The sequence below is a fragment of the Metabacillus sp. cB07 genome (genome assembly GCF_016839225.1).
GTDB lineage: Bacteria > Bacillota > Bacilli > Bacillales > Bacillaceae > Bacillus_P > Bacillus_P indicus.
The window spans coordinates 3008563-3034261 of sequence record NZ_CP069296.1 but is presented as its reverse complement, the minus strand read 5'-3'; the positions used below and the strand labels follow the sequence as shown (position 1 = coordinate 3034261).

Annotated in this window: 24 protein-coding genes, 1 tRNA gene and 1 other annotated feature; of the genes, 20 read left to right on the top strand and 5 right to left on the bottom strand. The window is 45.5% G+C overall.

Annotated features, from left to right (window positions below; all coding sequences use genetic code 11):
• The first annotated feature begins 106 nt into the window (after positions 1-106).
• The 19 genes from JOJ89_RS15615 to yihA all read left to right on the top strand — a co-directional run bounded on the left by JOJ89_RS15615 (position 107) and on the right by yihA (position 23081).
• Positions 107-1192: a GerMN domain-containing protein gene (locus JOJ89_RS15615; protein WP_029279257.1), complete on the top strand. Its 1086-nt coding sequence runs from the start codon at positions 107-109 to the stop codon at positions 1190-1192.
• Between the two features lie 169 nt (positions 1193-1361).
• Entirely contained in the window at positions 1362-2120 is a 759-nt protein-coding gene (gene rph / locus JOJ89_RS15610; protein ID WP_029279259.1) for a ribonuclease PH, read from the top strand.
• A 5-nt stretch (positions 2121-2125) separates the two neighbouring features.
• On the top strand, positions 2126-2713 hold the full coding sequence (locus JOJ89_RS15605) for an XTP/dITP diphosphatase (protein ID WP_029279261.1): 588 nt from the start codon (positions 2126-2128) through the stop codon (positions 2711-2713).
• 19 nt (positions 2714-2732) lie between these two features.
• Entirely contained in the window at positions 2733-3245 is a 513-nt protein-coding gene (locus tag JOJ89_RS15600; RefSeq protein WP_029279262.1) for a metallophosphoesterase family protein, read from the top strand.
• Positions 3246-3369: 124 nt separating this feature from the next.
• Positions 3370-3445, top strand: a tRNA-Arg gene (locus JOJ89_RS15595).
• 827 nt (positions 3446-4272) lie between these two features.
• Positions 4273-5178 (top strand): branched-chain-amino-acid transaminase, encoded by a 906-nt coding sequence (gene ilvE / locus JOJ89_RS15590; protein ID WP_029279264.1) that lies wholly within the window; start codon positions 4273-4275, stop codon positions 5176-5178.
• Positions 5179-5181: 3 nt separating this feature from the next.
• Positions 5182-5439: a binding site (T-box leader), on the top strand.
• A gap of 150 nt (positions 5440-5589) precedes the next feature.
• Complete coding sequence (gene ilvB, locus JOJ89_RS15585; RefSeq protein WP_029279265.1) at positions 5590-7308, top strand: acetolactate synthase large subunit; 1719 nt, start codon at positions 5590-5592, stop codon at positions 7306-7308.
• Complete coding sequence (gene ilvN, locus JOJ89_RS15580) at positions 7305-7820, top strand: acetolactate synthase small subunit (RefSeq protein WP_029279266.1); 516 nt, start codon at positions 7305-7307, stop codon at positions 7818-7820. Before ilvB ends, ilvN begins: the two co-directional genes overlap by 4 nt.
• A 111-nt stretch (positions 7821-7931) precedes the next feature.
• On the top strand, positions 7932-8954 hold the full coding sequence (ilvC, locus tag JOJ89_RS15575; protein ID WP_029279270.1) for a ketol-acid reductoisomerase: 1023 nt from the start codon (positions 7932-7934) through the stop codon (positions 8952-8954).
• Complete coding sequence (locus JOJ89_RS15570; RefSeq protein WP_029566818.1) at positions 8941-10485, top strand: 2-isopropylmalate synthase; 1545 nt, start codon at positions 8941-8943, stop codon at positions 10483-10485. The genes ilvC and JOJ89_RS15570 overlap by 14 nt, the downstream gene beginning before the upstream one ends.
• Positions 10486-10528: 43 nt before the next feature.
• Positions 10529-11641: a 3-isopropylmalate dehydrogenase gene (gene leuB / locus JOJ89_RS15565; RefSeq protein ID WP_029279274.1), complete on the top strand. Its 1113-nt coding sequence runs from the start codon at positions 10529-10531 to the stop codon at positions 11639-11641.
• Positions 11642-11718: 77 nt separating this feature from the next.
• A complete protein-coding gene (leuC, locus tag JOJ89_RS15560; RefSeq protein ID WP_203288306.1) occupies positions 11719-13158 on the top strand; it encodes a 3-isopropylmalate dehydratase large subunit in 1440 nt (479 codons plus the stop codon).
• On the top strand, positions 13130-13717 hold the full coding sequence (leuD, locus tag JOJ89_RS15555; protein WP_203288304.1) for a 3-isopropylmalate dehydratase small subunit: 588 nt from the start codon (positions 13130-13132) through the stop codon (positions 13715-13717). The genes leuC and leuD overlap by 29 nt, the downstream gene beginning before the upstream one ends.
• A gap of 71 nt (positions 13718-13788) precedes the next feature.
• Positions 13789-14796: a tetratricopeptide repeat protein gene (locus tag JOJ89_RS15550; RefSeq protein ID WP_203288302.1), complete on the top strand. Its 1008-nt coding sequence runs from the start codon at positions 13789-13791 to the stop codon at positions 14794-14796.
• Positions 14797-15038: 242 nt separating this feature from the next.
• Positions 15039-16325, top strand: coding sequence for a trigger factor (tig, locus tag JOJ89_RS15545; RefSeq protein ID WP_029279285.1), 1287 nt, complete (start codon positions 15039-15041; stop codon positions 16323-16325).
• A gap of 447 nt (positions 16326-16772) precedes the next feature.
• Entirely contained in the window at positions 16773-18038 is a 1266-nt protein-coding gene (clpX, locus tag JOJ89_RS15540) for an ATP-dependent protease ATP-binding subunit ClpX (protein WP_203288300.1), read from the top strand.
• Between the two features lie 272 nt (positions 18039-18310).
• Complete coding sequence (gene lonB / locus JOJ89_RS15535; protein ID WP_029566813.1) at positions 18311-19969, top strand: ATP-dependent protease LonB; 1659 nt, start codon at positions 18311-18313, stop codon at positions 19967-19969.
• Between the two features lie 203 nt (positions 19970-20172).
• The gene (lon, locus tag JOJ89_RS15530; RefSeq protein ID WP_203288298.1) at positions 20173-22497 is read left to right on the top strand and encodes an endopeptidase La; all 2325 of its coding nucleotides are present in this window, start codon (positions 20173-20175) and stop codon (positions 22495-22497) included.
• The gene (gene yihA, locus JOJ89_RS15525) at positions 22494-23081 is read left to right on the top strand and encodes a ribosome biogenesis GTP-binding protein YihA/YsxC (RefSeq protein WP_029279293.1); all 588 of its coding nucleotides are present in this window, start codon (positions 22494-22496) and stop codon (positions 23079-23081) included. Before lon ends, yihA begins: the two co-directional genes overlap by 4 nt.
• A 38-nt stretch (positions 23082-23119) precedes the next feature.
• Here the strand turns inward: yihA and JOJ89_RS15520 are convergent, their stop codons facing one another.
• Positions 23120-23755 carry a hypothetical protein gene (locus JOJ89_RS15520; protein WP_203288296.1) on the bottom strand — a complete coding sequence of 212 codons (636 nt, stop codon included), beginning with the start codon at positions 23753-23755 and terminating at the stop codon, positions 23120-23122.
• An 82-nt stretch (positions 23756-23837) separates the two neighbouring features.
• Here JOJ89_RS15520 and JOJ89_RS15515 point away from each other — a divergent pair, with 82 nt between their 5' ends.
• On the top strand, positions 23838-24086 hold the full coding sequence (locus JOJ89_RS15515; protein WP_203288294.1) for a hypothetical protein: 249 nt from the start codon (positions 23838-23840) through the stop codon (positions 24084-24086).
• Here JOJ89_RS15515 and JOJ89_RS15510 read toward each other — a convergent pair.
• The 4 genes from JOJ89_RS15510 to JOJ89_RS15495 all read right to left on the bottom strand — a co-directional run bounded on the left by JOJ89_RS15510 (position 24083) and on the right by JOJ89_RS15495 (position 25525).
• Complete coding sequence (locus tag JOJ89_RS15510) at positions 24083-24292, bottom strand: hypothetical protein (RefSeq protein WP_029566809.1); 210 nt, start codon at positions 24290-24292, stop codon at positions 24083-24085. The two genes, JOJ89_RS15515 and JOJ89_RS15510, sit on opposite strands and share 4 nt — an antisense overlap.
• A 115-nt stretch (positions 24293-24407) precedes the next feature.
• The gene (locus JOJ89_RS15505) at positions 24408-24554 is read right to left on the bottom strand and encodes a hypothetical protein (RefSeq protein ID WP_161781208.1); all 147 of its coding nucleotides are present in this window, start codon (positions 24552-24554) and stop codon (positions 24408-24410) included.
• A 105-nt stretch (positions 24555-24659) separates the two neighbouring features.
• Positions 24660-24917 carry a hypothetical protein gene (locus JOJ89_RS15500; protein WP_234703411.1) on the bottom strand — a complete coding sequence of 86 codons (258 nt, stop codon included), beginning with the start codon at positions 24915-24917 and terminating at the stop codon, positions 24660-24662.
• Between the two features lie 122 nt (positions 24918-25039).
• A complete protein-coding gene (locus JOJ89_RS15495) occupies positions 25040-25525 on the bottom strand; it encodes a LiaI-LiaF-like domain-containing protein (RefSeq protein WP_029279315.1) in 486 nt (161 codons plus the stop codon).
• Positions 25526-25699: the final 174 nt, after the last annotated feature.

The window sequence follows — 25699 nt, the reverse complement described above, 5'->3', positions numbered from 1 at the left end:
AATTTCTTTCCTCTCACGCTCTATTAAAAATTTCTTCCTGATTTCGGTCTAATTCAATTAACAGCTCGTATACATAGTAGTACAAACTGCCTTAGGAGGGAAATGTATGTCTCAAAAGAGAAACGTGAAGATTGCTGCTACTGTAATGACTTCGGCGCTGTTATTGTCCGGCTGCGGATTGTTCGGCGGGGAGAAGGCCAAGGAAATCGATCCTCCACAAGACGTATCGTATGTGGATGAAGGAGATAAAGCTGCTGAAGAAACAGTAAAAGAGGAGAAAACAACAGCAGAAGGGAAAAAAGGGGAAGAGGCGGCACAAACATACTCCAGGCAGTTATATTTAATTGACAGCAATGGACTTGTCGTCGCCCAGACATTTGATCTGCCAAAGCAGGAAGGCGTAGCAAAGCAGGTGCTTGACTACCTTGTTGAAGGCGGGCCTGTGACAAATATGCTGCCTGACGGATTCAGAGCGGTTATTCCGCAGGATACACAGGTCAGCGTCAATGTGAAAGACGGCGTTGCCGTTGTTGATTTTTCAAAAGAATTTAAAAATTATCAAAAAGAAGATGAGCTGAAGATTCTTCAGTCAATCACATGGACGCTTACTCAGTTTGATTCTGTCAAAACCGTCAAAATCATGATTAACGGCCATGAGCAAAACGAAATGCCTGTAGGGGGCACGCCGATCAGCAGCGAGCTGAGCAGAGCTGACGGCATCAACCTGGATACTGCAGGCGTCATGGATATTACAGATACAAAACCGCTTACGGTTTATTATACAGCGCAGCACGACGACAAGACGTATTATGTGCCTGTTACAACACGCGTGAGCAATGATGAAGAAGATCCGATTGCCGCTGTTGTAAAAAAACTGACAGAAGGGCCGTCCGCAAATACTGCGCTCCTCAGTGATTTTTCACAAGATGTGAAGCTGCTGGAAGAGCCTAAGCTTGAAGACGGAACGGTCACGCTTAATTTTAACGAATCCATTTACGGAAGTGCGGATGAAGAGAAAAAGATGGTATCCTCCCACGTCGTAAATTCACTTGTTCTGTCTCTGACTGAGCAGGCGGGAATTGAAAACGTTGTGCTGACAGTGGACGGCAAGGCAGACCTTGTAAACGAGGACGGCAAAAAGATGACAGAACCTGTTGCGCGTCCAGTGAATGTCAACACAGGTAGTTTTTAATCGGTGATTTTTGATATACTATAAAGTGAAACGAAGAGGTAGTCTTTAGCACTGCCTCTTCTTTATTGCCTCCGGACCTTATATCTTTTTTGAATAAAGCCGGGACAAGCCCTATACATATAACGAAAAAGCAAATCAATCAGGATCAGGAATGATCGGAGGAATCATAATGAGACATGACGGACGAAAGCAAGATGAAATCAGACGAGTAGAAATAGTTACAGATTATGTGAAACACCCGGAAGGATCTGTTCTGATCTGTGTGGGAGATACAAAGGTCATCTGCAATGCCAGCATTGAAGACCGTGTGCCCCCGTTTATGCGTGGAGAAGGTAAAGGCTGGATTACAGCAGAATACTCGATGCTGCCCCGGGCAACTGAACAAAGAACGATCAGAGAATCTTCAAAAGGGAAAATTACCGGCAGAACAATGGAAATTCAGCGCCTGATTGGACGAGCTCTCCGCGCAGTGGTAGACCTGGACAAGCTTGGCGAGCGTACAATCTGGATCGACTGTGATGTGATTCAGGCGGACGGCGGTACAAGAACAGCATCCATTACAGGTGCATTTGTGGCCATGACGATTGCTCTTGGAAAGCTTCTGTCAGAAAAGAAAATCAGTTCGCTGCCAATCACAGATTTTCTTGCTGCAACGTCTGTCGGCATGGATTCAAAGCTTGGCGAGATTCTCGATCTAAACTATATTGAAGATTCATCTGCAGAAGTGGACATGAATGTCATCATGACAGGGTCAGGACGATTTGTAGAGCTGCAGGGAACAGGCGAAGAGGCAACGTTCTCTCGCGAAGAGCTGAATGAACTTTTAAACCTAGCAGAAAAAGGAATTCAGTCTTTGGTTACGATCCAAATGGAAGCGCTGGGTGATTTAGCCCTTAAAATTGCGGATCAAAAGAACGGAAAGGAATGAACCTGATGAAGGAAGTCATTATTGCCACAAAAAATGCAGGAAAGCTTCTTGAATTTCAGACGATTCTTTCTGCATACGATTTGACTTGCATCTCGCTGCTTGATTTTGATGATGCACCTGATGTAGAGGAAACGGGTTCGACTTTTGAAGAGAATGCCATTTTAAAAGCTGAGGCAATCTCGAGACTTTACGGAAAAATGGCGATTGCTGACGACTCAGGATTGTCGATTGACTACCTGAACGGAGAGCCGGGTATTTTTTCGGCAAGATATGCAGGTCCGGAAAAAGATGATGCTGCCAATATCCAAAAGGTGCTGGCTGAGCTCAAGGACGCAGATAAGGAAGAGCGCACCGCAAGATTCCGCTGTGCACTTGCACTTGCTGAGCCCGGACGGGAAACGGTGACGGTTGAAGGATCTGTCGAAGGGTATATAACAGAAGAGCCGGCTGGAGAAAATGGGTTCGGATATGACCCGATTTTCCTCGTCAAGGATAAAGCAAAAACAATGGCCGAGCTGACAAAAGAAGAGAAAAACAAAATCAGTCACAGGGCAGCGGCTCTAAAGAAGCTGTCAGAGCTGCTCCAAGCCTGATTACAGGGAGTTATGAGTGATGAAGGTTCTTATTATCAGCGACAGCCACGGGCTGACAGACGAGCTTCAGGAGATCAGAAAAAGGCATGAATCTGAAACAGAAGCGATGTTTCACTGCGGCGATTCAGAGCTGCCTGCCGATCACCCTTCTATGCAGGGCTTTGTTTCAGTCCGGGGAAACTGCGATTATGAACAGAAATATGCGGAGGAACTGATTGAAGAAGCAGGCGGGTTCCGTTTTTTCATTGCGCATGGCCATATGCATAATGTGAAGTCCACACTGATGAACTTGAAATATGCCGCAGAGGACCACGGTGCAAAGATTGTCTGTTTCGGGCATTCCCATGTTGCAGGCGCAGAATCTGCCGGCGGCATCCTCTTCATTAATCCTGGCAGCATCAGGCTGCCGAGGATGCGCATCGAAAAAACATATGTTATATTAGAAATACAAAACGGGTCGGCAGCTGTAACATTTTATCAGCAGGACGGAACGCCTGTAAAAGGCATGGCGCAGAGGTTTGAGCTGTCTTAAAAAGGAAAGGGGGAATTTCTTCCCTCTTTCAAAACTTTTTAGAAAAAGTTATTGACTTTATAGCTGATCGCACATATAATAAGAAATGTCGCTGATACATAATCGCGATTGTCACAAAAAACATGTCCCAGTAGCTCAGTGGATAGAGCAACGGCCTTCTAAGCCGTTGGTCGGGAGTTCGAATCTCTCCTGGGACGCCATACTTTATACATACAAACTTCTTTCTGAAAATGAAAGAAGTTTTTTTGTTTGATTTTGTTGTTTTCTGTATTTCGCTGACTTATGCGTAAAACAACAGTGGACTGAAGCGGAAGGCACTTGACTCCATGTCCAGCTGCAGCGCCCAACTCCTCTGTCAGAACAAAATCCCCCAAAAAGTCAAACCCGGACTTTTCGGGTGATTTCTTATCTGACTGCCGGAGCAAAACGGGCGCTTCCGCTTTTCTGGGGGATAAAGAGAGCACTGAAGATCCCGCAAGCGCAGCGAGGAAGCTCCCGGCCCTCCCCGCGGAAAGCAAGTTCCTGGAGCGAAAGGGAACGGGTAAATGTGCCATCTCCCATTTGTTCAAAAAATGTTCATAATTTTCCCTCAGCACCTTACGCGTTTTCATCAAGAATCCCTTTCCGGATTCACCCTCAAAAAGTTCCTTTTCCCCAGCTGAAATCACCCAAAACCCTGTCAGACAATCTCACAGAAAAAAACTTCAAAAAAATTTTTCAAAAACACAATTCCTATAATGACAGGCATGTAAGCGTATACAAATTATTAAACAAATCTAAATTATCTAACAATTCCAAAAAAGACGGTTGACACCGCTTTTTAATGGGCGTAAGATAGGCTCAAATATAAGTTACATGAACATGTGAGGTTCATTAAAAGAAAAACATAACAGGCCGTTTAGCTGCGGCAGCAAGATCACTTTATATCTTTTAAAAGAGTCCATAACTAACGTTATAAGGATTTTTTTTACACACTGGAATTCAGCTGATTAACGCGTTTAGACTTTAAAAGAAAGGTGTGCTCTTTATGGGTGACCAATGGATTTTTTTGAACAAGGAATTTGTAAGAAAAGAAGATGCGAAGATTTCGGTGTATGATCACGGATTCTTGTATGGAGACGGGATTTTCGAAGGAATCAGAGTCTACAGCGGCAACATCTTCCGTTTAAAAGAGCACATGAAAAGACTGTATGAATCAGCGAGATCCATTTTGCTCACGATGCCGTACACCCAGGAAGAGCTTACAGACCTGACAGTGAAAACGGTCGAGAAAAACGGACTGGATGATGCTTATATCAGACTGGTAGTCTCAAGAGGAGTAGGAGATCTTGGGCTTGATCCATATAAATGCAAAGAGGCAAATGTCGTCATTATAGTAGAGCCGCTCTCAATCTTTCCTAAACATCTTTATGAAACAGGAATTGATATTGTGACAGTCCCTACAAGACGGAACCGTCCGGATGTTCTCAGTCCGAAAGTAAAATCACTCAACTATTTAAATAACGTTCTTGTAAAAATTGAAGCTCATCTGGCAAATGTAAGCGAAGCGCTCATGCTGAATGATCAGGGCTATGTCGCAGAAGGATCTGCAGACAACGTCTTTATCTATAAAAATAACAAACTCCTGACTCCGCCGGGATATCTTGGCGCTCTTGAAGGAGTGACGCGAAACGTCATCATCGAAATCGCGGCAGAACTTGGCTATGATGTGCGGGAAGAACCATTTACCCGCCACGATGTGTATACAGCTGATGAGGTTTTCCTGACAGGAACAGCAGCAGAAGTCATTGCCGTTGTAAAGGTAGACGGCAGGGAAATCGGTGACGGCAAGCCGGGCGAGCACACAAACCGCCTGCTTGAGCAATTCAGGAAAAAAGTCATTGAAGACGGCGTGAAAGTTGAAACAGGCAATTCAAGCTTAAGTGTAAGTTAATAAGTGAAAACTTTGAAGAGGATAAGTAGCAATGGAAACAAGGATCCACAGAGAGCCGGCGGCTGCTGAAAGCCGGTGTTCCCTTCCAGCGTGAACTCGCCTCTGAGTGCTGATTTGAAATAGAGTAGGATCAGCCGGGTGCTATTTTTCACACCACCCGTTACCAAAAGAAAGCTTTAAGCTTTCATAAGGTGGCCTGATTTTAGGCCATGAACAAGGGTGGTACCGCGAAAAGTGTTTTCAAACCTTTTCGCCCCTTTGACTCACAACTAGTGGGCAATATTGGGGCGGGAAGGTTTTTTATGTGGATTTTAAGGCAAAAAGACCAGTCTTGCGCTGGATAAAGCTTCAATAGTAACTAGAGAAGCAGGGCTCTTTAGATGATAGCGGGAAAAAAGGAGGCAAAAATCGATGAATATGAAGGTACAATTGGACGCTGATTCTGCCAAGTGTACGGAAACGATGTCCGGTGCCATGATGATGATTGAAGCTCTTAGACGGGAAAACACAGAGGTGATTTTCGGCTACCCCGGAGGAGCTGTCCTTCCGATTTACGACAAGCTGTACAGTTCAGGCATGTTTCACGTTTTGACGAGACACGAACAGGGAGGCATTCATGCAGCAGAAGGCTATGCAAGGGTTTCAGGCAAACCCGGAGTCGTAATCGCCACCTCTGGACCGGGAGCTACAAACTTAATTACCGGACTCACAGACGCGATGATTGATTCCCTTCCGCTCGTTGTCTTTACCGGACAGGTTGCGACTTCTGTAATTGGAACCGATGCTTTTCAGGAAGCGGATATACTCGGAATTACAATGCCGATTACAAAGCACAACTATCAAGTAAGGGATGTCAACGACTTTCCGCGCATCATCAAAGAAGCATTCCATATTGCAACAACCGGCAGACCGGGACCAGTACTGATAGATGTGCCGAAGGATATCGCTGTAGCTGAAGGGATTTTCAACTATGACGAACCTGTACACCTTCCCGGATATCAGCCGAAGACAGAGCCGAATTACCTCCAGATCAGAAAGCTTGTAGAAGCTGTAAGCCGTGCTAAAAAACCAGTGATTCTCGCGGGTGCAGGTGTTATTCACGCTAAAGGAAGCGACAAGCTGAAAGAATATGCAGAACAGCAGCAAATTCCGGTTGCAAGCACCCTTCTCGGACTTGGCAGTTTCCCGGCAGATCATCCGCTGTTCCTCGGAATGGCAGGGATGCACGGTACGTATACCGCCAATATGGCGCTTTATGACTGCGATTTGCTGATCAGCGTGGGAGCGCGGTTTGACGACAGGGTGACAGGGAACTTAAATCACTTTGCTAAGAAGGCTGTCATTGCTCATATCGACATTGATCCAGCCGAAATCGGCAAGGTGGTCGAAACGCAGATTCCGGTTGTCGGGGATGCGAAGCTGGTTCTTGAACAGCTCATTCATCAAAACGGGAAAAGAAGCGAGCATGATGAGTGGTATGGAGCTCTTCAAACAAACAAAAAGACGCTGCCTCTCTGGTATAAGCCTTCAAATGAAGAGCTGAAGCCGCAGCACATGGTTGAATTGATTCATGAATGGACAGATGGAGAAGCGATCGTAACTACTGATGTCGGACAGCATCAAATGTGGGCGGCTCAGTATTACCGGATGCAGCGGCCGAACAGATGGGTCACATCCGGCGGGCTTGGAACAATGGGCTTTGGACTTCCGGCGGCGATTGGGGCGCAGCTTGCTGAAAAAGACGCGACTGTTGCGGCGATCCTTGGTGATGGCGGATTCCAAATGACCCTTCAGGAGCTTTCTGTTATTCACGAACTTAACCTTCCAGTAAAGGTCATTATTTTAAACAACGGCGTGCTTGGAATGGTAAGGCAGTGGCAGGAAATCTTCTATGAAGAAAGATATTCCCAGTCGGTCTTTCAATCACAGCCTGATTTCGTGAAACTTGCGGAAGCGTATGGCATGAAAGGACTGAATATTCAGACTGAAAGTGATTTCCCTGCCTTTAAAGAAGCGCTTAGATCCAGAGAGCCAGTCCTGATTTCCGTAAATGTAAGCCAGATGGAAAATGTGTATCCAATGATTGCGCCAGGAAAAGGACTGCATGAAATGGTGGGTGTTAAGGAATGAAGCGAATATTGACATTAACCGTAAACAACCGGTCCGGCGTACTCAACCGAATTACCGGACTTTTTACGAAAAGACACTATAACATTGAAAGCATCACAGTCGGGCATGCAGAAATTGAAGGCATATCCCGCATGACATTCGTCATCCATGTTGAGGACGAAAAAGAAGTAGAACAAATTACAAAACAGCTTAACAAGCAAATCGACGTGCTGAAGGTTCAGGACATTACCAATCAATCAATCGTTGCAAGAGAACTCGCGCTGATCAAAGTGATCGCTGCACCGGCAGTCAGAATGGAAGTGCAGGGCGTCATTGAACCATTCCGGGCTGCCATCATAGATGTCAGCCGGGACAGCCTGGTCGTTCAAGTAACGGGGGAATCAGACAAAATAGAAGCCATCATCGATCTCCTCAGACCCTATGGCATCAAAGAAATAGCCAGAACCGGCACAACAGCGTTCCCAAGAGGAACACAGCGGCCGTCAAGCTCGAAAACATATTCAATTGTATAAAGAAAAGACGGCAATGAATGTTAACAGCCTTCAGTGGAGCGAAAGGGAACGGATGGAACGTATACAATTACAAATCAAATAAAAAATGGAAAATAAAAGGAGAGAATGAACATGGTAAAAGTTTATTATAACGGTGATGTAAATGAGGAAGTACTATCAGGCAAAAAGATCGCAGTAATCGGCTACGGCTCACAGGGCCATGCACATGCACTGAACTTAAAAGAAAGCGGAGCAGATGTTGTAGTAGGTGTCCGCAAAGGAAAATCCTTCAATAAAGCAGCATCAGACGGAGTAGAGGTAACAACAGTTAAAGAAGCTGCAGCACAGGCTGATGTCGTGATGGTGCTTCTGCCGGATGAACAGCAGCAGAAAGTATACGAAGAAGAAATCAAAGATCAGCTTCAGCCGGGAAATGCGCTCGTTTTTGCACACGGATTTAATGTTCACTTTAACCAGATCGTTCCTCCGGAATTTGTTGACGTATTTCTTGTAGCTCCTAAAGGACCGGGTCACCTTGTAAGAAGAACCTTTGAAGACGGTGCCGGTGTTCCAGCATTGTTTGCGGTCTATCAGGATGTTACTGGCCAGGCGAAAGATCTTGCTCTTGCATACGCAAAGGCAATCGGAGGAGCGCGTGCGGGAGTTCTTGAAACTACATTTAAAGAAGAAACAGAAACAGATCTATTTGGAGAACAGGCTGTTCTGTGCGGTGGACTTACTTCTCTTGTGAAAGCAGGGTTTGAAACACTGGTGGAAGCGGGATATCAGCCGGAACTTGCCTACTTCGAATGTCTGCACGAACTGAAGCTCATCGTAGACCTTATGTATGAAGACGGCATGGCGGGCATGAGATACTCCATCTCTGATACAGCCCAGTGGGGAGACTTTGTGTCAGGACCTAGAGTAGTAGATGCAAGAGTAAAAGAATCCATGAAGGAAGTGCTCAATGACATTCAATCAGGGAAATTTGCTAAAGACTGGATCGTAGAAAATCAGGTGAACCGTCCTCAGTTCAACGCGATCAACAACAGAGAAAGTGAGCATCAGATTGAAACAGTCGGCAGAAAGCTGCGCGAAATGATGCCATTTGTAAAACCTAAACGGAAAGAAGTGGTCGCCAGTGCGAAAAATTAACCTTTTTGATACAACACTGAGAGACGGGGAACAATCAGCCGGAGTGAATTTGAATGCAAAGGAAAAACTGCAGATTGCCCTTCAGCTTGAACGTCTTGGCGTTGATATTATGGAGGCCGGTTTCCCGGCTTCCTCAAAGGGTGATTTTTCAGCCGTGCAGGAGATTGCACGAACCATTAAAAACTGCTCGGTCACAGGTCTTGCGCGTTCGGTCAAAACAGATATTGATGCCGCGTGGGAAGCTTTGAAAGACGGTGCAAATCCAAGGCTGCATGTGTTTTTGGCAACATCTCCGATTCACATGCAATACAAATTGAAACAGACTCCGGACCAGGTCATTGAGACAGCGGTCGAATCAGTCAAATACGCATCTAAATTCTTTCCGCTTATTCAGTGGTCTGCAGAGGATGCCTGCAGGAGCGAATTGCCGTTTCTGGCCAAGATTGTAGAGCGGGTCATAGCAGCTGGCGCAAATGTCATCAACATTCCCGACACAGTCGGCTATATTAACCCGAAGGAATACGGGGAGATCTTTCAGTACTTAAAATCAAATGTAAAAGGGATAGAAAATGTCATTCTTTCCGCCCATTGCCACGATGACCTTGGAATGGCAACAGCCAACTCGCTTGCTGCCATTGAAAACGGGGCGGGACAGATTGAGGGAACGATCAACGGAATCGGAGAGCGGGCAGGAAATGCTTCACTTGAAGAAATCGGCGTTGCGCTTCACATCCGTTCAGATTATTTTGGGGCCAAAACAAACATGAAGCTTGATGAAATCAAAAAAACGAGTGACCTGGTCAGCAAACTGACCGGCATGATGATTCCTCCAAACAAAGCGGTTGTAGGGAAAAATGCATTCGCGCACGAATCAGGCATTCACCAGGACGGCGTTTTGAAAGAAAAAACAACCTATGAAATTATTTCTCCAGAATTGGTCGGGGTCGGATCCAATGCGATGGTGCTCGGCAAACATTCAGGCCGCCATGCTTTCAAGAGCAAAGTGGCTGAGCTTGGCTTCAATGTAACAGAAGAAGAGACACATAAAATCTTTAAAACATTCAAAACCCTTTCTGAGAGAAAGAAAGAATTTACGGATGAGGATATTGCAGCACTTGTCATCGAGGAAAAAGTGGAAAAGAGCGAGGATATGTTTGAACTTGTATCGCTTCAAGTTCAGTACGGAACCTCACAAGTGCCGACTGCCACTGTAACTCTCAAAAACCAGGAGCAGGTCCTTGTACAGGAGGCTGCTACCGGAGGAGGAAGTGTAGAGGCGATCTACAATACGCTTGAGCGCTGTACCGGCTTTACTATTAAACTTCTTGACTACCGGATCCAGTCTAATTCAAGCGGCCGGGATGCTCTTGCACAGGTTTTTGTCAGAGTCACTGTTGGCGGGGTGGAATCAAGCGGAAGGGGTATGGCGCAGGATGTTCTTGAAGCATCAGCGAAAGCCTACCTGAACGCTGTCAACCGGATTCTCATTCTGAATGCACAGGCACAGGAACAATTAAAGGCGACTGTCTAATAGAAGAAAAACCAGATTAAAAATCATGAAGGAGGCAGAAAAAATGGAGAAGAAAATTGCATTATTGCCGGGAGACGGCATCGGATTAGAAGTGATGAACGGTGCTGTAGAGATTCTGAAGGCCATTGAAGAGCATTACTACCATCGTTTTCACTTTCAGTATGGACTGATCGGCGGGGCGGCAATTGATGAAACCAATTCTCCGCTTCCTGAACAAACGCTGAACATGTGCAAAGAGGCTGATGCCGTCCTGCTCGGATCTGTAGGAGGCCCGAAATGGGATCAGAATCCTTCGCATTTAAGGCCTGAAAGGGGGCTTCTGGCTCTCAGGAAGGAGCTTGATCTGTATGCAAATCTTCGTCCTGTGGAGACAGTGGAAAGTCTCCTTGATTCTTCCCCTTTGAAGCGGGAGTTTGTGGAAGGCGTCGACTTCATGATTGTAAGAGAGCTTACGGGTGGCCTTTACTTTGGAAAACCGAGTGAGCGCAAGGTTTACGGCGGTGAAGAGACGGTTGTCGATACCCTTTTTTATAAGCGTGATGAGATGGTGCGGATCATTGAACAGGCATTTGAGCTTGCCCAGGGCAGGCAGAAAAAGGTGACGTCAGTTGATAAGGCAAATGTTTTAGAATCGAGCCGAATGTGGAGGGAAGTCGCTGAAGAGGTAGCTGCAAGGTATCCGGATGTTGAACTGCAGCACATGCTTGTCGACCATGCAGCCATGGCCCTCATTCATAATCCAAAACAGTTTGATGTCATCGTAACAGAGAACATGTTCGGCGACATTTTAAGTGACGAAGCTTCAATGCTGACGGGCTCGCTCGGCATGCTGCCATCGGCAAGCCTGAGCTCAACCGGTCTCCATCTGTATGAACCGGTCCATGGTTCTGCACCTGACATTGCAGGAGAAGATAAAGCAAATCCAGTGGCGATGATTTTATCCGCCGCGATGATGCTCAGACATTCCTTTGGTATGAATGAAGAGGCAGAAGCTGTTGAAAATGCCGTAAAACATGTGCTTGATTCAGGGAAGCGCACAGCAGACCTTGCGAAAAAAGGAGAAGCTCCTCTTTCTACAACGGCTCTGGTTGAAGAAGTGAAAGCTGCTTTGGCTGACGACCACGCCATCTTTAACATTATGGAAGCTTACGCATAAAAAACCGGCGCTTTTCATTTCGATGAAAAGCGCCCCTCTTTTCCTTCTATATAAATACGTGCAGGGAGGTATCAGTCTTGAAAGCAAGAACAATCGTCGAAAAAATTTGGGATGATCATGTAGTATACAGAAAAGATCATCAGCCGGACCTATTATATATTGATTTGCACCTGATTCATGAAGTAACGTCTCCCCAGGCGTTTGAGGGCTTAAGACAAAATGGGAGAAAGGTGAGAAAGCCTGAAAACACTTTTGCCACAATGGATCATAACATTCCGACCGTCAACCGGTTTGATATTAAAGACGAAACAGCGCGGCTCCAGGTAAGCGCCCTTGAAACAAACTGCAGAGAATTCGGCATCAGGCTTGCTGACCTTAACAGCTCAGATCAGGGAATTGTTCACGTCATCGGACCGGAACTTGGCCTGACACAGCCGGGCAAAACCATCGTATGCGGAGACAGCCATACATCGACACACGGAGCATTCGGAGCTCTGGCATTCGGCATCGGAACAAGTGAAGTAGAGCATGTCCTCGCCACTCAAACGCTTTGGCAGCAGAAGCCGAAAACATTAAATGTTCACATAAAGGGATCCCTGAAAAAAGGCGTGACGGCTAAAGATGTCATTCTCTCCATTATCGGTTCCTTCGGAGTGAGGTTCGGCACAGGGTATGTAATCGAATTTACAGGTGAAGCCATTGAAAATATGTCGATGGATGAGAGAATGACGGTCTGCAACATGTCAATTGAAGCCGGCGCCAGAGCTGGACTGATTGCACCTGATGAAACAACGTTCAAGTACATTGAGGGAAGACCTTATGCTCCAAAGGGAGAGGGATTTGAAGAAGCTGTTGCATACTGGCGCACACTCCACAGCGACCCGGGTGCGGAATATGATGATCAGATTATCGTTTTGGCATCTGACATTGCCCCGATGGTCACATGGGGAACAAATCCCGGAATGGCTGTGTCAATAGATGAGAGAGTGCCGAACACAGGCATGTTCTCAAAACAGGAGGAAAAACAGGAGGCAGAGCGGGCTTATTTTTATATGGGCCTGGAGCCGGATACCGCGATAAAAGAGATAGAAATAGACTATGTCTTTATTGGCTCCTGCACAAACTCGAGACTCACAGACCTGCGTCAGGCGGCAGAAGTAATCAGAGGCCATAAAGTGAATCCTTCCGTAAGGGCAATCGTTGTTCCCGGTTCGCAAAATGTAAAGCTCCAGGCGGAAGCTGAAGGGCTTCACCATACGTTTAAAGAAGCGGGCTTTGAGTGGCGGGAATCAGGGTGCAGCATGTGCCTGAGCATGAATGATGATGTCGTGCCGGAAGGAAAGCGCTGTGCTTCTACCTCCAACCGGAACTTTGAAGGCCGTCAGGGAAAAGGAGCAAGAACGCACCTTGTCAGTCCTGCAATGGCTGCAGCAGCGGCGCTTAACGGGAAATTTGTTGATGTAAGAGAATGGATAGGAGGGGCTGCAAGTGGAAGCATTTCAAGTGCACAAGGGTAAAACAGCGGTACTGAACAGATCAAATGTGGACACCGATCAGATTATCCCCAAACAGTTTCTGAAACGAATAGAACGCACTGGATACGGACGCTTCGCTTTTTTTGACTGGCGTTATACAAGCGATCATACTGAAAATCCTGAGTTTGAACTGAACAAGCCTGAGGCAAAGGGGGCAAGCGTTCTGATTGCAGGGGAGAACTTCGGATGCGGATCTTCAAGAGAGCATGCACCGTGGGCGCTTTCAGATTTCGGATTCAGAGTGATTATTGCTCCTTCCTTCGCCGATATCTTCCATCAGAATTGTCTGAAGAACGGTCTTCTTCCTATTAAAGTAGAAGAAAAGATTCATCAGCAGCTGGTTGAAAAGGGAGCTTTCGAGTGTACGGTCGATCTGGAAAAGCAGGAAATCCGCGAAGGTGAAGATGTTCTTTACCATTTTGACATTGATCCATACTGGAAGGATATGCTTTTAAACGGCCATGATGAAATTTCCCTCACCTTTATGTATGAAGAGCAGATTTCAAATTACGAAAACACAAGAAAAGCCTGGTTAAGATAATCCAGGCTTTTCTTGTGTTCTTCAAACTCCATTGGTAAACTTGAAGGCAAATGCACAGCGGAGATGATTGAATGAGCGAGAAGAAACAGAGAAAAGTCATTCCATTCCCTAACTTAAGTGAGCGCTTGGTTGATAAAGGACTGGACGCTTTAAAAAATAAACGGTTCAAAGAGGCGCTGCCTCTCTTTTATGAAGTGCTTGAGCTTGGCGAGGACAGAGCGGAAATTCATCTTGGCATTGCGCTCTGTCTGATGGAGCTTGGCGATTTGAATGAAGCAAAGACGGTCTGCAAAAAAATGCTTCATGAAGATATCGGGGACTATTTTACGGTCCTGCAGGTCTACTTGACCATCTTAATTCAGCTGAGACAGTACGAGGAAGTGCAGCAGACAATCGAGGCTGTCCTTCAGGAGAATCATCTTCCCCACGATCAGGCGGAGCATTTTTACAAGCTTCTTGATTTCAGCAGGAAAATGAATGAAGATGAAGGGTCCATTTTTGAAGAGGATGATGATGAAAGCGAACCCGGTGAACCTAAACTGCTTCTGGATACGATTAATCAGCAGGTAGCTTATGTACAGTCGCTGAAGGACCGGAATGTTTCAAGGCACATGCAGAAGCTGCAGACGATTCTGAAGAATCCTGAAAGCCATCCTGTCGTACAGTCCATGATTCTGCATCTCCTCATGGAAAATGAGACGGCAAAAGAAGTGAAAGTTGCAAAATTCGGCCATATGATGGCGGTTGTTCCGTCAGAGCTCGAGGACTTATCCGAGATGCCTTTTACGAAAAAAGTGCTGAATGCCCTTGATGATATCCTCGGACAGGAAAACCCGTCGCTTTATGAAGCGGTGAAAGAAATCTGGATCAGGCACCTGTATGTGCTGTTTCCATTTTTGCCGGAACCGCCGGAAGCAAGGCTCTGGGCCGCAGCCCTTCATTATACGGGCTATGAGATGCACGGGATCTCGGCACCTGCAGAAGAGGTATGTGATTCATATGATATCGCGCAGGATGAGCTAGTGCAGGCTGTGAAAAAAATCTACGAAATAGAAGAAATTTCTTATTTGCAAATCTAACGTATATGTTGAAAGGAATTTTTTCTATGTTATAATGAAATGGTTGTAAATTGATGATCAGCCGTACAAGAGGGAACACATCCCTGTGCGTGCAGACATCAGCCATACACTGGACGATTTAGTAAGTCATCTACATAGGGGTATAGCAGAGAAGCTGTTTGTCAACAATGGACAGGTATCCTCTGTCAAAACCTAACCTAGATTATGTCACTATTTCAAATAGATTTTTTGGAGGGAAACTAATGTCTGCAAAATGGGAAAAGCTTGAGGGCAACCAAGGCGTTCTTACAGTAGAAGTTGAAGCTGAAAAGTTCGGCCAAGCCCTTGACGAAGCATTCAAAAAAGTATCAAAGCAAGTAAATATACCTGGATTCCGTAAAGGTAAAGTGCCTCGCGCAATGTTCGAACAGCGCTTTGGCATCGAATCACTATACCAGGATGCGCTTGATATCCTTCTTCCTGAGGTTTATCCTCAAGCGGTTGAAGAAGCGGGAATCGATCCGATCGACCGTCCGGAGATCGACGTTGAGCAAATCGAAAAAGGCAAAAACCTTATTTTCACTGCAAAAGTGGTTGTAAAGCCTGAAGTGAAACTTGGCGAATACAAAGGCCTTGAAGTTGAAAAAATGGACGCATCTGTATCTGATGAAGATGTTGATGCAGAACTTAAAACACTTCAGGAGCGTCACGCAGAGCTTGTTGTTAAAGAAGAAGGCACTGTTGAAAACGGCGACACAGTTGTTATTGATTTCGAAGGATTCGCTGACGGCGAAGCATTCGAAGGCGGCACTGCTGAAAACTACACGCTTGAAATCGGCTCAGGTTCATTCATCCCTGGCTTTGAAGATCAGCTTGTAGGTTTGGAAGCTGGCGGCGAAAAGGATGTTGAAGTAACATTCCCTGAAGAATATCACGCTGAAAACCTTGCAGGAAAGCCTGCAACATTCAAGGTGAAGCTTCACGAAATTAAAGCGAAAGAACTTCCAGCTCTTGACGATGAGTTCGCTAAAGATGTGGACGAAGAAGTTGAAAGCCTTGAAGCTCTTAAAGCTAAAACAAGAACTCGCTTAGAAGAAGCTAAAAAAGCAGAAGCTGAAAATACACTTCGCGACACACTTGTTGACAAAGCTTCTGACAATGCAGAAGTTGACATCCCACAAGTGCTTATCGACAATGAAGTAAACCGCATGATGCAGGAGTTTGAGCAGCGTCTTCAAGCTCAGGGCATGAACCTTGAACTTTACTTCCAGTTCTCAGGCCAGGACGAAGATGCACTTAAAGAGCAAATGAAAGAAGATGCATCTAAACGCGTGAAGTACAACCTGACTCTTGAAGCAATCGCAAAAGCTGAAAACATCGAAGCTACTGATGAAGAAGTGGAAGCTGAAATTGCTAAAATGGCAGAAATGTACAACATGCCGGTTGAAAACATCAAGCAGGCTCTTGGATCTCTTGAAGGACTGAAAGAAGATCTTAAAGTACGCAAAGCAATCGACTTCCTTGTTGAAAACAGCAAAGAAGCAGCTTAATAATGATAAAATGAAACAAGGCGCGAGTTCATTCGTGCCTTGTTTTGCAAAATAAAGAGCTATGAGGCGATTCGGCGCAAATCGATGTGCCCGTCCGGATTTATTTTTCCGCTCTTTGGGTACTATATAATTACTGCATGCTACATACATATAGAGGTAAGAAATGAACTCATTTTTTACCCCAGCAAGGATTTTGGCCGGGAAGAGCGAATACTATAATATACTCCTCTTTTAGGTAAAGCTGTTTTATTTCCAGTAGTCTACATACTTATGGTACAATGCAATACATACCAATTTTTTCAGACTTTTTCCGCTTCTTGCGGCAAGTCAGTTGCGCAATCGTCATCCCCATTTCCTTTCTGCCTGAGGATAAGCATGCATGATGCTGCTGTCCCGTCCGGTAAAGGTGTGGCCCGCTGATGATACAAAGAAATAAGGGGTGAAGACATGTTTAAATTTAACGACGAAAAAGGTCAGCTTAAGTGTTCGTTTTGCGGTAAAACACAAGACCAAGTCCGTAAATTAGTTGCTGGACCGGGTGTCTATATATGTGACGAGTGCATAGAGCTGTGCACAGAGATCGTTGAAGAGGAACTTGGAACAGAGGAAGAAGTAGAATTTAAGGATGTTCCAAAGCCGAAGGAGATTCGTGAAATTCTTGACGAATATGTCATCGGTCAGGAACAGGCAAAGAAAAGCCTGGCAGTTGCGGTTTATAATCACTATAAACGCATCAACTCCAACAGCAAAATTGATGAAGTTGAGCTTTCAAAAAGCAACATCGCCATGATCGGGCCTACGGGAAGCGGTAAAACCCTTCTTGCCCAGACGCTGGCGCGCATCCTGAATGTACCGTTTGCGATTGCCGTCGCAACATCGCTTACAGAAGCCGGATATGTCGGGGAAGATGTTGAAAACATCCTTCTAAAACTGATCCAGGCTGCTGATTACGATGTAGAAAAGGCTGAAAAAGGGATCATCTATATCGATGAAATCGATAAAGTGGCCCGCAAATCCGAAAACCCGTCCATCACTCGCGATGTGTCAGGTGAAGGTGTGCAGCAGGCCCTTCTTAAAATTCTTGAAGGAACCGTTGCAAGTGTTCCGCCGCAGGGCGGACGCAAGCATCCGCATCAGGAATTCATCCAGATCGATACAACAAACATTCTCTTTATCTGCGGCGGAGCGTTTGACGGCATCGAGCAAATCGTAAAACGCCGTCTTGGCCAGAAGGTCATCGGCTTTGGATCCGATAAGAAGGATGATGATCTGGACCAAAAAATGCTTCTGTCTAAAGTACTTCCGGAGGATCTTCTCCGCTTCGGGCTTATTCCGGAGTTCATTGGCCGTCTGCCGGTTATTGCAAGCCTTCAGCCGCTTGATGAAGAAGCCCTTGTTGAAATTCTGACAAAGCCTAAAAATGCGCTTGTTAAGCAGTATCAAAAAATGCTTGATCTTGACGGCGTAGAGCTTGAATTTGAAGACAATGCCCTTATGGAAATATCCAAAAAGGCGATTGAACGCAAAACAGGCGCACGCGGACTCCGTTCTATTATCGAGGGAATCATGCTTGAAGTAATGTTTGAGCTACCGTCCCGCGACGATATTACGAAGTGTGTCATTACGGCAGAAACGGTAACAGACAAAGTTCCTCCTAAGCTAGTGCTGACAGATGGAACGGTTATCGTCGAAGATACCAAAACATCTGCATAACCTGTATTTTACACCCCTGGAATTTGTATTCCAGGGGTTTTTGCTGTTATTTCCTTTCTCGTTTTCAATTGTTTTTATACATAAACGGCGCAATTATAGTTGGCATATTTACGTTTATTAAAATTACCCCTCGGAGATACTAGCTTGTACAGTGAAACTTTCATCAATAGATGACGAGTGGAACAGACCGGGCATGTGCGGACAGGAAAGCCGGCGGGTGATTACTGCACGTTTATGCGGGATAAAATGACATCGCAGTAGGAGGGACCACTATGAGCTGGACTGGCATTGCCTTGTTTGTACAACTTTTTTTCGGGGTCATCATTGGCTTGTACTTTTGGAACTTATTAAAAAATCAGCGTACGCAGAAAGTTTCAATTGACCGCGAATCACGAAAAGAAATGGAACAGCTGAAGAAAATGAGATCAATTAAGTTATCAGAGCCTTTATCTGAGAGAGTGCGTCCTAAAAGCTTTACAGATATCGTGGGGCAGGAGGACGGCATTAAGGCCCTTAAAGCCGCCCTGTGCGGACCCAACCCGCAGCACGTGATTATATATGGTCCGCCCGGAGTGGGGAAAACCGCGGCTGCGAGATTGGTTCTAGAAGAAGCAAGACGCAATGCCAAGTCCCCATTTAAGCCTTCGGCCGTATTTATTGAACTTGATGCCACAACGGCGAGATTTGATGAAAGGGGCATTGCAGATCCTTTAATCGGTTCTGTTCATGACCCTATTTATCAGGGAGCAGGAGCCATGGGACAAGCGGGGATTCCCCAGCCGAAGCAAGGAGCCGTCACGAATGCACATGGCGGTGTGCTGTTCATTGATGAAATCGGAGAGCTTCATCCTATACAGATGAACAAACTTCTAAAAGTGCTTGAAGACAGAAAAGTCTTTTTAGAGAGTGCTTATTACAGCGAAGAAAACACACAAATTCCAAACCATATTCATGACATTTTTCAAAATGGACTGCCTGCTGATTTCCGGCTGATCGGTGCGACAACAAGAACACCGAACGAAATTCCGCCGGCCATCCGCTCAAGATGTCTTGAGGTCTTTTTCAGGGATTTGGAGTCAGAGGAACTGGCCATTGTTGCTAAAAAAGCAGCAGTAAAAGTGAATATGAACGTCAGCGACAAGAGCATTGCCACATTGACCTCTTATGTGCGGAACGGCCGCGAAGTTGTCAATATGATGCAGATTGCAGCCGGGATGGCCATGACGGAAGACCGCAGCGAAATCACCATGCAGGATATTGAATGGGTTGTCAGTTCAAGCCAGCTGACGCCGCGGCATGATAAAAAAATCTATGAAGACGCCAGGGTCGGTCTTGTAAACGGACTTGCTGTGCACGGTCCAAATTCAGGCTCGCTGCTTGAGATCGAGGTAACCGTTATTTATGCAAAGGATAAAGGCACAATAAACATTACAGGCATTGTTGAAGAAGAAAGCATCGGCGACAGAGGGAAATCCGTCAGAAGAAAAAGTATGGCAAAAGGATCCATTGAAAATGTCATCACAGTCCTTCGCTCAATGGGCATCAACGCCAATGACTATGACATTCATGTCAATTTCCCAGGCGGCATTCCTGTTGACGGTCCATCAGCCGGCATAGCGATGGCTACGGGAATTTTCTCAGCCATTCATAAAATACCGGTCGATCACACAGTAGCCATGACAGGGGAAATCAGCATTCACGGAAGTGTAAAGCCGATTGGCGGAGTAGTGCCTAAGATTAAAGCAGCCAAGCTTGCGGGCGCAAAAACCGTGATTATTCCTGCTGAAAACATGCAGTCCATCTTAAAGACCATTGAAGGCATCAGCATCATACCGGTCGCTCACTTGCAGGAAGTCTTTGACCTTGCACTCGTCAACCCGCCAACTGAGCAGGAAAACCCGGTTACACTTATAAAACAGGACCTCGGGTAATATCTCGGGGTTTTTTTATGGGGAAAAGTATTTTGCTTGAAGTTAAGAAGTAATTTCTTTAGTCTTCTGGTTACGGAAAGGGTATACTACATAAGGTAAACCTATATGCTTTACAGATGACTCTGCCTGCAGAATAGGATTGTACAAGAACGAAGCTCTTATATTATAATGATTGATACTTAGTCATGGAGGTGCTTTTAAAGTTGGCGAAAAAAGAAGAGAAAATCGTCCCCCTCCTACCTCTTAGAGGATTGTTAGTGTACCCGACAATGGTACTTCACCTTGATGTAGGACGCGAAAAATCCGTACAGGCGCTTGAGAAAGCGATGATGGATGATCACATAATCTTTTTAACGACACAACGGGATATTTCAATTGATGAACCTGCTGAAGAGGATATTTTCAAAGTAGGCACGCTCACAAAAATAAAACAGATGCTGAAGCTTCCAAATGGAACAATCAGAGTTCTTGTCGAAGGCATGCAGCGCGGAGAAATGACCAAATACACAGATGAAGGCGACTATTTTTCGGTAACCGCTCTTCCTTTGGATGAAAGAGACAGCAAGGATGCTGAAGATGAAGCTCTGATGAGAACACTGCTTGATCATTTTGATCAGTACATAAAGCTGTCAAAAAAAATTTCCGGAGAAACGCTCTCAACTGTTTCAGACATTGATGAACCCGGCAGAATGGCTGACATCATTGCTTCTCACCTTCCGCTTAAGCTCAAAGAAAAGCAGGATGTGCTTGAAACCCTGGACATTAAAGAGCGGCTGAACAAGGTCATTGAGATTATTCACAATGAAAAAGAAGTTCTTCAGCTTGAAAAGAAAATCGGCCAGCGAGTCAAAAGGTCAATGGAACGGACGCAAAAGGAATACTATCTCCGCGAACAAATGAAGGCCATCCAAAAAGAGCTTGGCGATAAAGAAGGCAAAACCGGAGAAGTGGATATCCTGAGCAGCAGGATTGAGGAAGCGGGAATGCCTGACCATGTAAAGCTTACAGCGCTTAAAGAGCTTGAGCGGTACGAAAAAGTACCTTCAACTTCTGCTGAGAGCTCGGTTATCCGCAATTATCTCGACTGGCTCATTTCCCTGCCGTGGTCAAATGCGACAGAAGACCGTCTTGATCTAAAGCGCGCCGAGAAAATTCTTGATGAGGACCATTACGGCCTTGAAAAAGTAAAAGACCGCGTGCTTGAATACCTTGCCGTCCAAAAGCTGACCAATTCGCTAAAAGGCCCGATTCTTTGTCTGTCAGGACCTCCCGGAGTGGGGAAAACGTCCCTTGCGAAGTCAGTGGCAAAATCCCTTGACCGTCATTTTGTCCGCATTTCCCTTGGAGGAGTCAGGGATGAATCCGAAATTCGCGGCCACCGCAGAACCTACGTAGGGGCAATGCCGGGCCGCATTATCCAGGGAATGAAAAAAGCAGGAACGATCAATCCGGTCTTTTTGCTTGATGAAATCGATAAAATGTCCAATGATTTCAGGGGGGACCCTTCTTCAGCTCTGCTTGAAGTGCTTGACCCTGAACAAAATCATACGTTCAGCGATCATTACATTGAAGAGACGTATGATCTGTCAAAGGTTATGTTCATTGCAACGGCCAATAATCTGGCCACGATACCGGGCCCGCTTCGTGACAGGATGGAGATTATCACAATTGCCGGATACACAGAGCTTGAGAAAATTCACATTGCCAAAGATCATCTGCTGCCAAAGCAGCTGAAAGATCACGGGCTGAAAAAATCCCACCTTCAAATAAGAGAGTCTGCGATCCGAAACATTGTGCGCTACCACACGCGCGAGGCGGGAGTGCGCAGCCTTGAACGCCAGCTTGCATCGATCTGCAGAAAAGCGGCGAAGCAAATTGTATCTGAAGAGAAAAAGAAATTAATCATCACTGATAAAAATCTGTCCGATTATCTCGGCAAGAATAAATTCAGGTATGGCCAGGCAGAGCTTGAGGATCAGGTTGGAGTAGCGACTGGCCTTGCCTATACGACTGTCGGCGGAGATACCCTTTCGATCGAAGTGTCCCTTTCACCTGGAAAAGGAAAGCTGATTCTGACCGGAAAGCTTGGCGATGTGATGAAAGAGTCTGCACAGGCTGCCTTCAGCTTTATTCGTTCGCGCGCTAAAGAAATGAACATTGATGAGAATTTTCACGAGAAAAATGATATTCACATTCATGTGCCGGAGGGCGCTGTGCCGAAGGATGGGCCATCTGCAGGGATTACCATGGCAACTGCCTTAATTTCAGCTCTTACCGGACGGCCGGTCAGAAAAGAAGTAGGCATGACAGGGGAGATTACCCTTAGAGGCAGAGTGCTGCCGATCGGCGGATTAAAAGAAAAAACGCTAAGCGCTCACCGTGCAGGGCTGACGAAAATCATCCTGCCAAAAGACAATGAACGGGATATTGAAGATATTCCGGAAAGTGTACGGAGTGAATTAACTTTTGTGCCTGTATCACATCTTGATGAAGTGCTGCAGCATGCATTAACGGGAGAGAGTAAATGAAAGTCACAAGTTCCGAGATCGTCATCAGTGCAGTAAAGCCGGATCAGTACCCTGATCTTGATTTGCCTGAAATTGCACTGGCAGGACGCTCAAACGTAGGAAAATCATCGTTTATCAACAAATTGCTTAACAGGAAGAACCTTGCCAGAACGTCATCAAAACCCGGCAAAACCCAGACCCTGAACTTTTACATCATCAATGAAATCATGCATTTTGTGGATGTGCCCGGCTACGGGTATGCAAAGGTTTCAAAAACCGAGCGCGAAGCCTGGGGAAAAATGATCGAAACGTACTTTACGAAAAGAAGGCAGCTTCGTGCAGCCGTCCTTCTTGTCGACCTGCGCCATGCACCGTCAAAAGACGATGTCATGATGTACGAATTTTTAAAGCATTATGATATTCCTGTCATGGTCGTTGCCACAAAGGCAGATAAAATCCCTAAAGGCAAATGGCAAAAACACATGAAAGTCGTAAGAGAAACGCTGAATAAGGACCCTGAAGACCCGATGATCTGCTTCTCATCCGAAACAGGGCTCGGCAAAGAAGAATCCTGGGCTGTCATCAGACAGTACACTGGAGTCTAAACGCAAAAACCTGTGCAGAACAATCTGCACAGGTTTTTTTATTTTTCTGCCTCTTTCTCATCATCGGTGTCATCATTCTGCACCTCTTTCAGCGATTTCAGCCATTCTGGCTGAGGCTGATCGGGGCCCTCGCTGAAAACTTTAATTGTATCCCTTTCATCCTGATGCGAAAAGATATCGTGGATATCATTTCCGTTTCCAAGGATGTTGCCAAACCCCTGATTCAGCTTGCTGCTGTTTTTGAAATTGGAAGGAAAGTTATTGCCGAAGTTCACGGCTGAGGCACCTTCCACTGTGCCGATGTGTATATCTCCGATTCTAAAAGATGAGGACAGGGCCTGATCATGATCAGGCAGAGGCTGACTGCTTTTCTTTTCGTTTATTTCGTAAGGAATGTGTTTTCCATTAACGATAATGGAAATATCATTTTCCCGCTTTGGCTGCTGACGTGATTTTGAAAGAAAGGTATTTCCTATATTCATCGTTCCGTTCACTTGCTTTACATCTATATTTTCAAGCCTGTAAACAAGCTCATGAACATTCATAGTTTGTACCCGGTCTATGTGAAAGGTTTGGCGGCTGAGGTTTTGAGCGTTAACCGCTTCCTCTAATGCATGCAGCCTTTTTTCAATTTTGCGAAGAAGTGTCAGGAAAGACTCATCCTCAAGCGTCATACCGTTTCACCCCTTTAGCACGTTCGCCTGACTGGTGAATAAAATAGGAGGCAAACCGGAATTTTGATTGGAGGCAGATGCAATGAAAATCAGATCCTCTAAAATATCTTTTTCGGACCTTAACGTTCTTGAAATAGCTGACAACTCTGGTGTTTTTATAGGAAGAAACAGGCAGGTCAAGTGGAATACTGCGGCAGGCAGTTACTCCGGTTTCGGCAGAATCTCCGGCAATGAAAATGAAATCGCCCATACGATACATCTTGTCCTGCATGAGCATGTAAAAAAAGAAAAAGGGTCTCAGCAGACGGACAAAGGAAGCGGGGCGCCCTAATTCTGTTCGCCGTCTGTTTTCTTTTTCTGAACGTTTGCCAATGTGATTGTATGATGAATGGTATTGGAATTTCCGCGTACTCGTCCAAATCCCTCATGGGCGCCGGAGCGATTTGTCCATTTGTACTGAAAGTTCTCTCCATAAAACATGCCTGAGCTATGCTTTATCTGGTAGACATTTATTGAATGAAAATGGATGTTTGCCAATTCCGGGCCCCTCTCTCAAACTCTGCACACGATTTTCCCCTATTACATGTATATAGAATCTCCGGTGAAGTATGACCGCGGCATAAAGAAAACCACCGTTTGCGGTGGTTTTCAGTCAGCTCTGATAGACAGGCTGATCATTGGAACCCTGATTCTGGGTAAAATCCGAATCCATAAAATCATCATCATGAATAATATTCACTGTATCTACCGCCAGATTATTCGCACCCATGATTTTCCCGAATCCATAATTGCTCTTCATGCTCACTGTCCAGTCATATTGAGTATTCGTCCCTGTGAAAATTCCGGAGTTTCCGGAAAGGGAGGTCACATTTATATTGGTGAACTGTATAGATAAACTTTTCATCTAAATCTGTGAAACAGGCTGAGGGTTGATATTTTCAGGCTGGGCAATCGCCATATCGGCCAGATCCTGATCGTTGATAATATTTGTGCAGCCAATTGCACCCGAATTGATGAAGTTCCCGTTTCCTGAATTGAATTTCCCCTGGGCATTCCAGTCCGGCTGGCTGTTCTGCCCCGAAGAAATGATGGAATTTGCAGCCATGCTTACAACATTGATCATATTGAATACGACAGATACCGGCACAATCCAATCCTCCATTTCTCCTGCTGTAATACCTTAGTATATGTTCTGGATGCGTGCAGTGTGAACTTGTTTGGAAAACACACAAAAGGGAAAGGAGATGAAACTCCTTTCCCTTTTATGAGGATTTTCTTACATATTTACTTCTTTTTCAGAAACAATAAGTAAAAACCGCCAAGAATTAACAGAACAGGCCAGAATTTCTGGACGACCTGAACGCCTTGTTCGACCCACCCGAGACCGTTAATGATCGAGTCGAAAAAGTGGAGAAATGCGGCGAGCAGGAGTAGAATGATTCCTTGTATGGATCCTGTTTTTGTTTTGGCCGACCGGAGTATGATGCCGAGTCCGATGATAAAGGTGATGGCAGGCGCGTGTTCAGGCCAGTCGGGGAACTGCCCGAAGCAAAGAAAGTGCACGCCGAGTCCTCCAAGCAAAATGCCTGGAAGTATGGCATTTTCATCCTGATCAAAATGGCCTCCGATCAGAAAAGCGAGCCCAAAAAGAATGAGCAGTGTCTGCCATGACTGCTGCTGGTCAAAAAGCTTGATCTGAAAGGTTTCCAGAGCATAGTAAAAACCGATCGCAAGCAGGGCATAGGCAGAAAAGTTTGTCGATTTTTTCATTTCAGTCACCTCTGAATTAAGACGATTACCTTGATTGTAAGCACTTTTTTTGGTATTGTTCAAGGTGGACGAATTTGCTGCAGCTTTTGCTGTTTAAAATACAAATCAGCACGAATCCGCATTGTCATGCGGAATCATGCCGGCTGTTTAACTAGTATGATATCACAGTCCGGC

Bases quoted from the DNA above. Each gene is read 5' to 3' on its own strand.
- JOJ89_RS15615 (WP_029279257.1), top strand. From the start codon at position 107: ATGTCTCAAAAGAGAAACGTGAAGATTGCTGCTACTGTAATGACTTCG.
- rph (WP_029279259.1), top strand. From the start codon at position 1,362: ATGAGACATGACGGACGAAAGCAAGATGAAATCAGACGAGTAGAAATA.
- JOJ89_RS15605 (WP_029279261.1), top strand. From the start codon at position 2,126: ATGAAGGAAGTCATTATTGCCACAAAAAATGCAGGAAAGCTTCTTGAA.
- JOJ89_RS15600 (WP_029279262.1), top strand. From the start codon at position 2,733: ATGAAGGTTCTTATTATCAGCGACAGCCACGGGCTGACAGACGAGCTT.
- ilvE (WP_029279264.1), top strand. From the start codon at position 4,273: ATGGGTGACCAATGGATTTTTTTGAACAAGGAATTTGTAAGAAAAGAA.
- ilvB (WP_029279265.1), top strand. From the start codon at position 5,590: ATGAATATGAAGGTACAATTGGACGCTGATTCTGCCAAGTGTACGGAA.
- ilvN (WP_029279266.1), top strand. From the start codon at position 7,305: ATGAAGCGAATATTGACATTAACCGTAAACAACCGGTCCGGCGTACTC.
- ilvC (WP_029279270.1), top strand. From the start codon at position 7,932: ATGGTAAAAGTTTATTATAACGGTGATGTAAATGAGGAAGTACTATCA.
- leuB (WP_029279274.1), top strand. From the start codon at position 10,529: ATGGAGAAGAAAATTGCATTATTGCCGGGAGACGGCATCGGATTAGAA.
- JOJ89_RS15550 (WP_203288302.1), top strand. From the start codon at position 13,789: ATGAGCGAGAAGAAACAGAGAAAAGTCATTCCATTCCCTAACTTAAGT.
- tig (WP_029279285.1), top strand. From the start codon at position 15,039: ATGTCTGCAAAATGGGAAAAGCTTGAGGGCAACCAAGGCGTTCTTACA.
- clpX (WP_203288300.1), top strand. From the start codon at position 16,773: ATGTTTAAATTTAACGACGAAAAAGGTCAGCTTAAGTGTTCGTTTTGC.
- lonB (WP_029566813.1), top strand. From the start codon at position 18,311: ATGAGCTGGACTGGCATTGCCTTGTTTGTACAACTTTTTTTCGGGGTC.
- yihA (WP_029279293.1), top strand. From the start codon at position 22,494: ATGAAAGTCACAAGTTCCGAGATCGTCATCAGTGCAGTAAAGCCGGAT.
- JOJ89_RS15520 (WP_203288296.1), bottom strand. From the start codon at position 23,755: ATGACGCTTGAGGATGAGTCTTTCCTGACACTTCTTCGCAAAATTGAA.
- JOJ89_RS15515 (WP_203288294.1), top strand. From the start codon at position 23,838: ATGAAAATCAGATCCTCTAAAATATCTTTTTCGGACCTTAACGTTCTT.
- JOJ89_RS15505 (WP_161781208.1), bottom strand. From the start codon at position 24,554: ATGAAGAGCAATTATGGATTCGGGAAAATCATGGGTGCGAATAATCTG.
- JOJ89_RS15500 (WP_234703411.1), bottom strand. From the start codon at position 24,917: ATGGAGGATTGGATTGTGCCGGTATCTGTCGTATTCAATATGATCAAT.
- JOJ89_RS15495 (WP_029279315.1), bottom strand. From the start codon at position 25,525: ATGAAAAAATCGACAAACTTTTCTGCCTATGCCCTGCTTGCGATCGGT.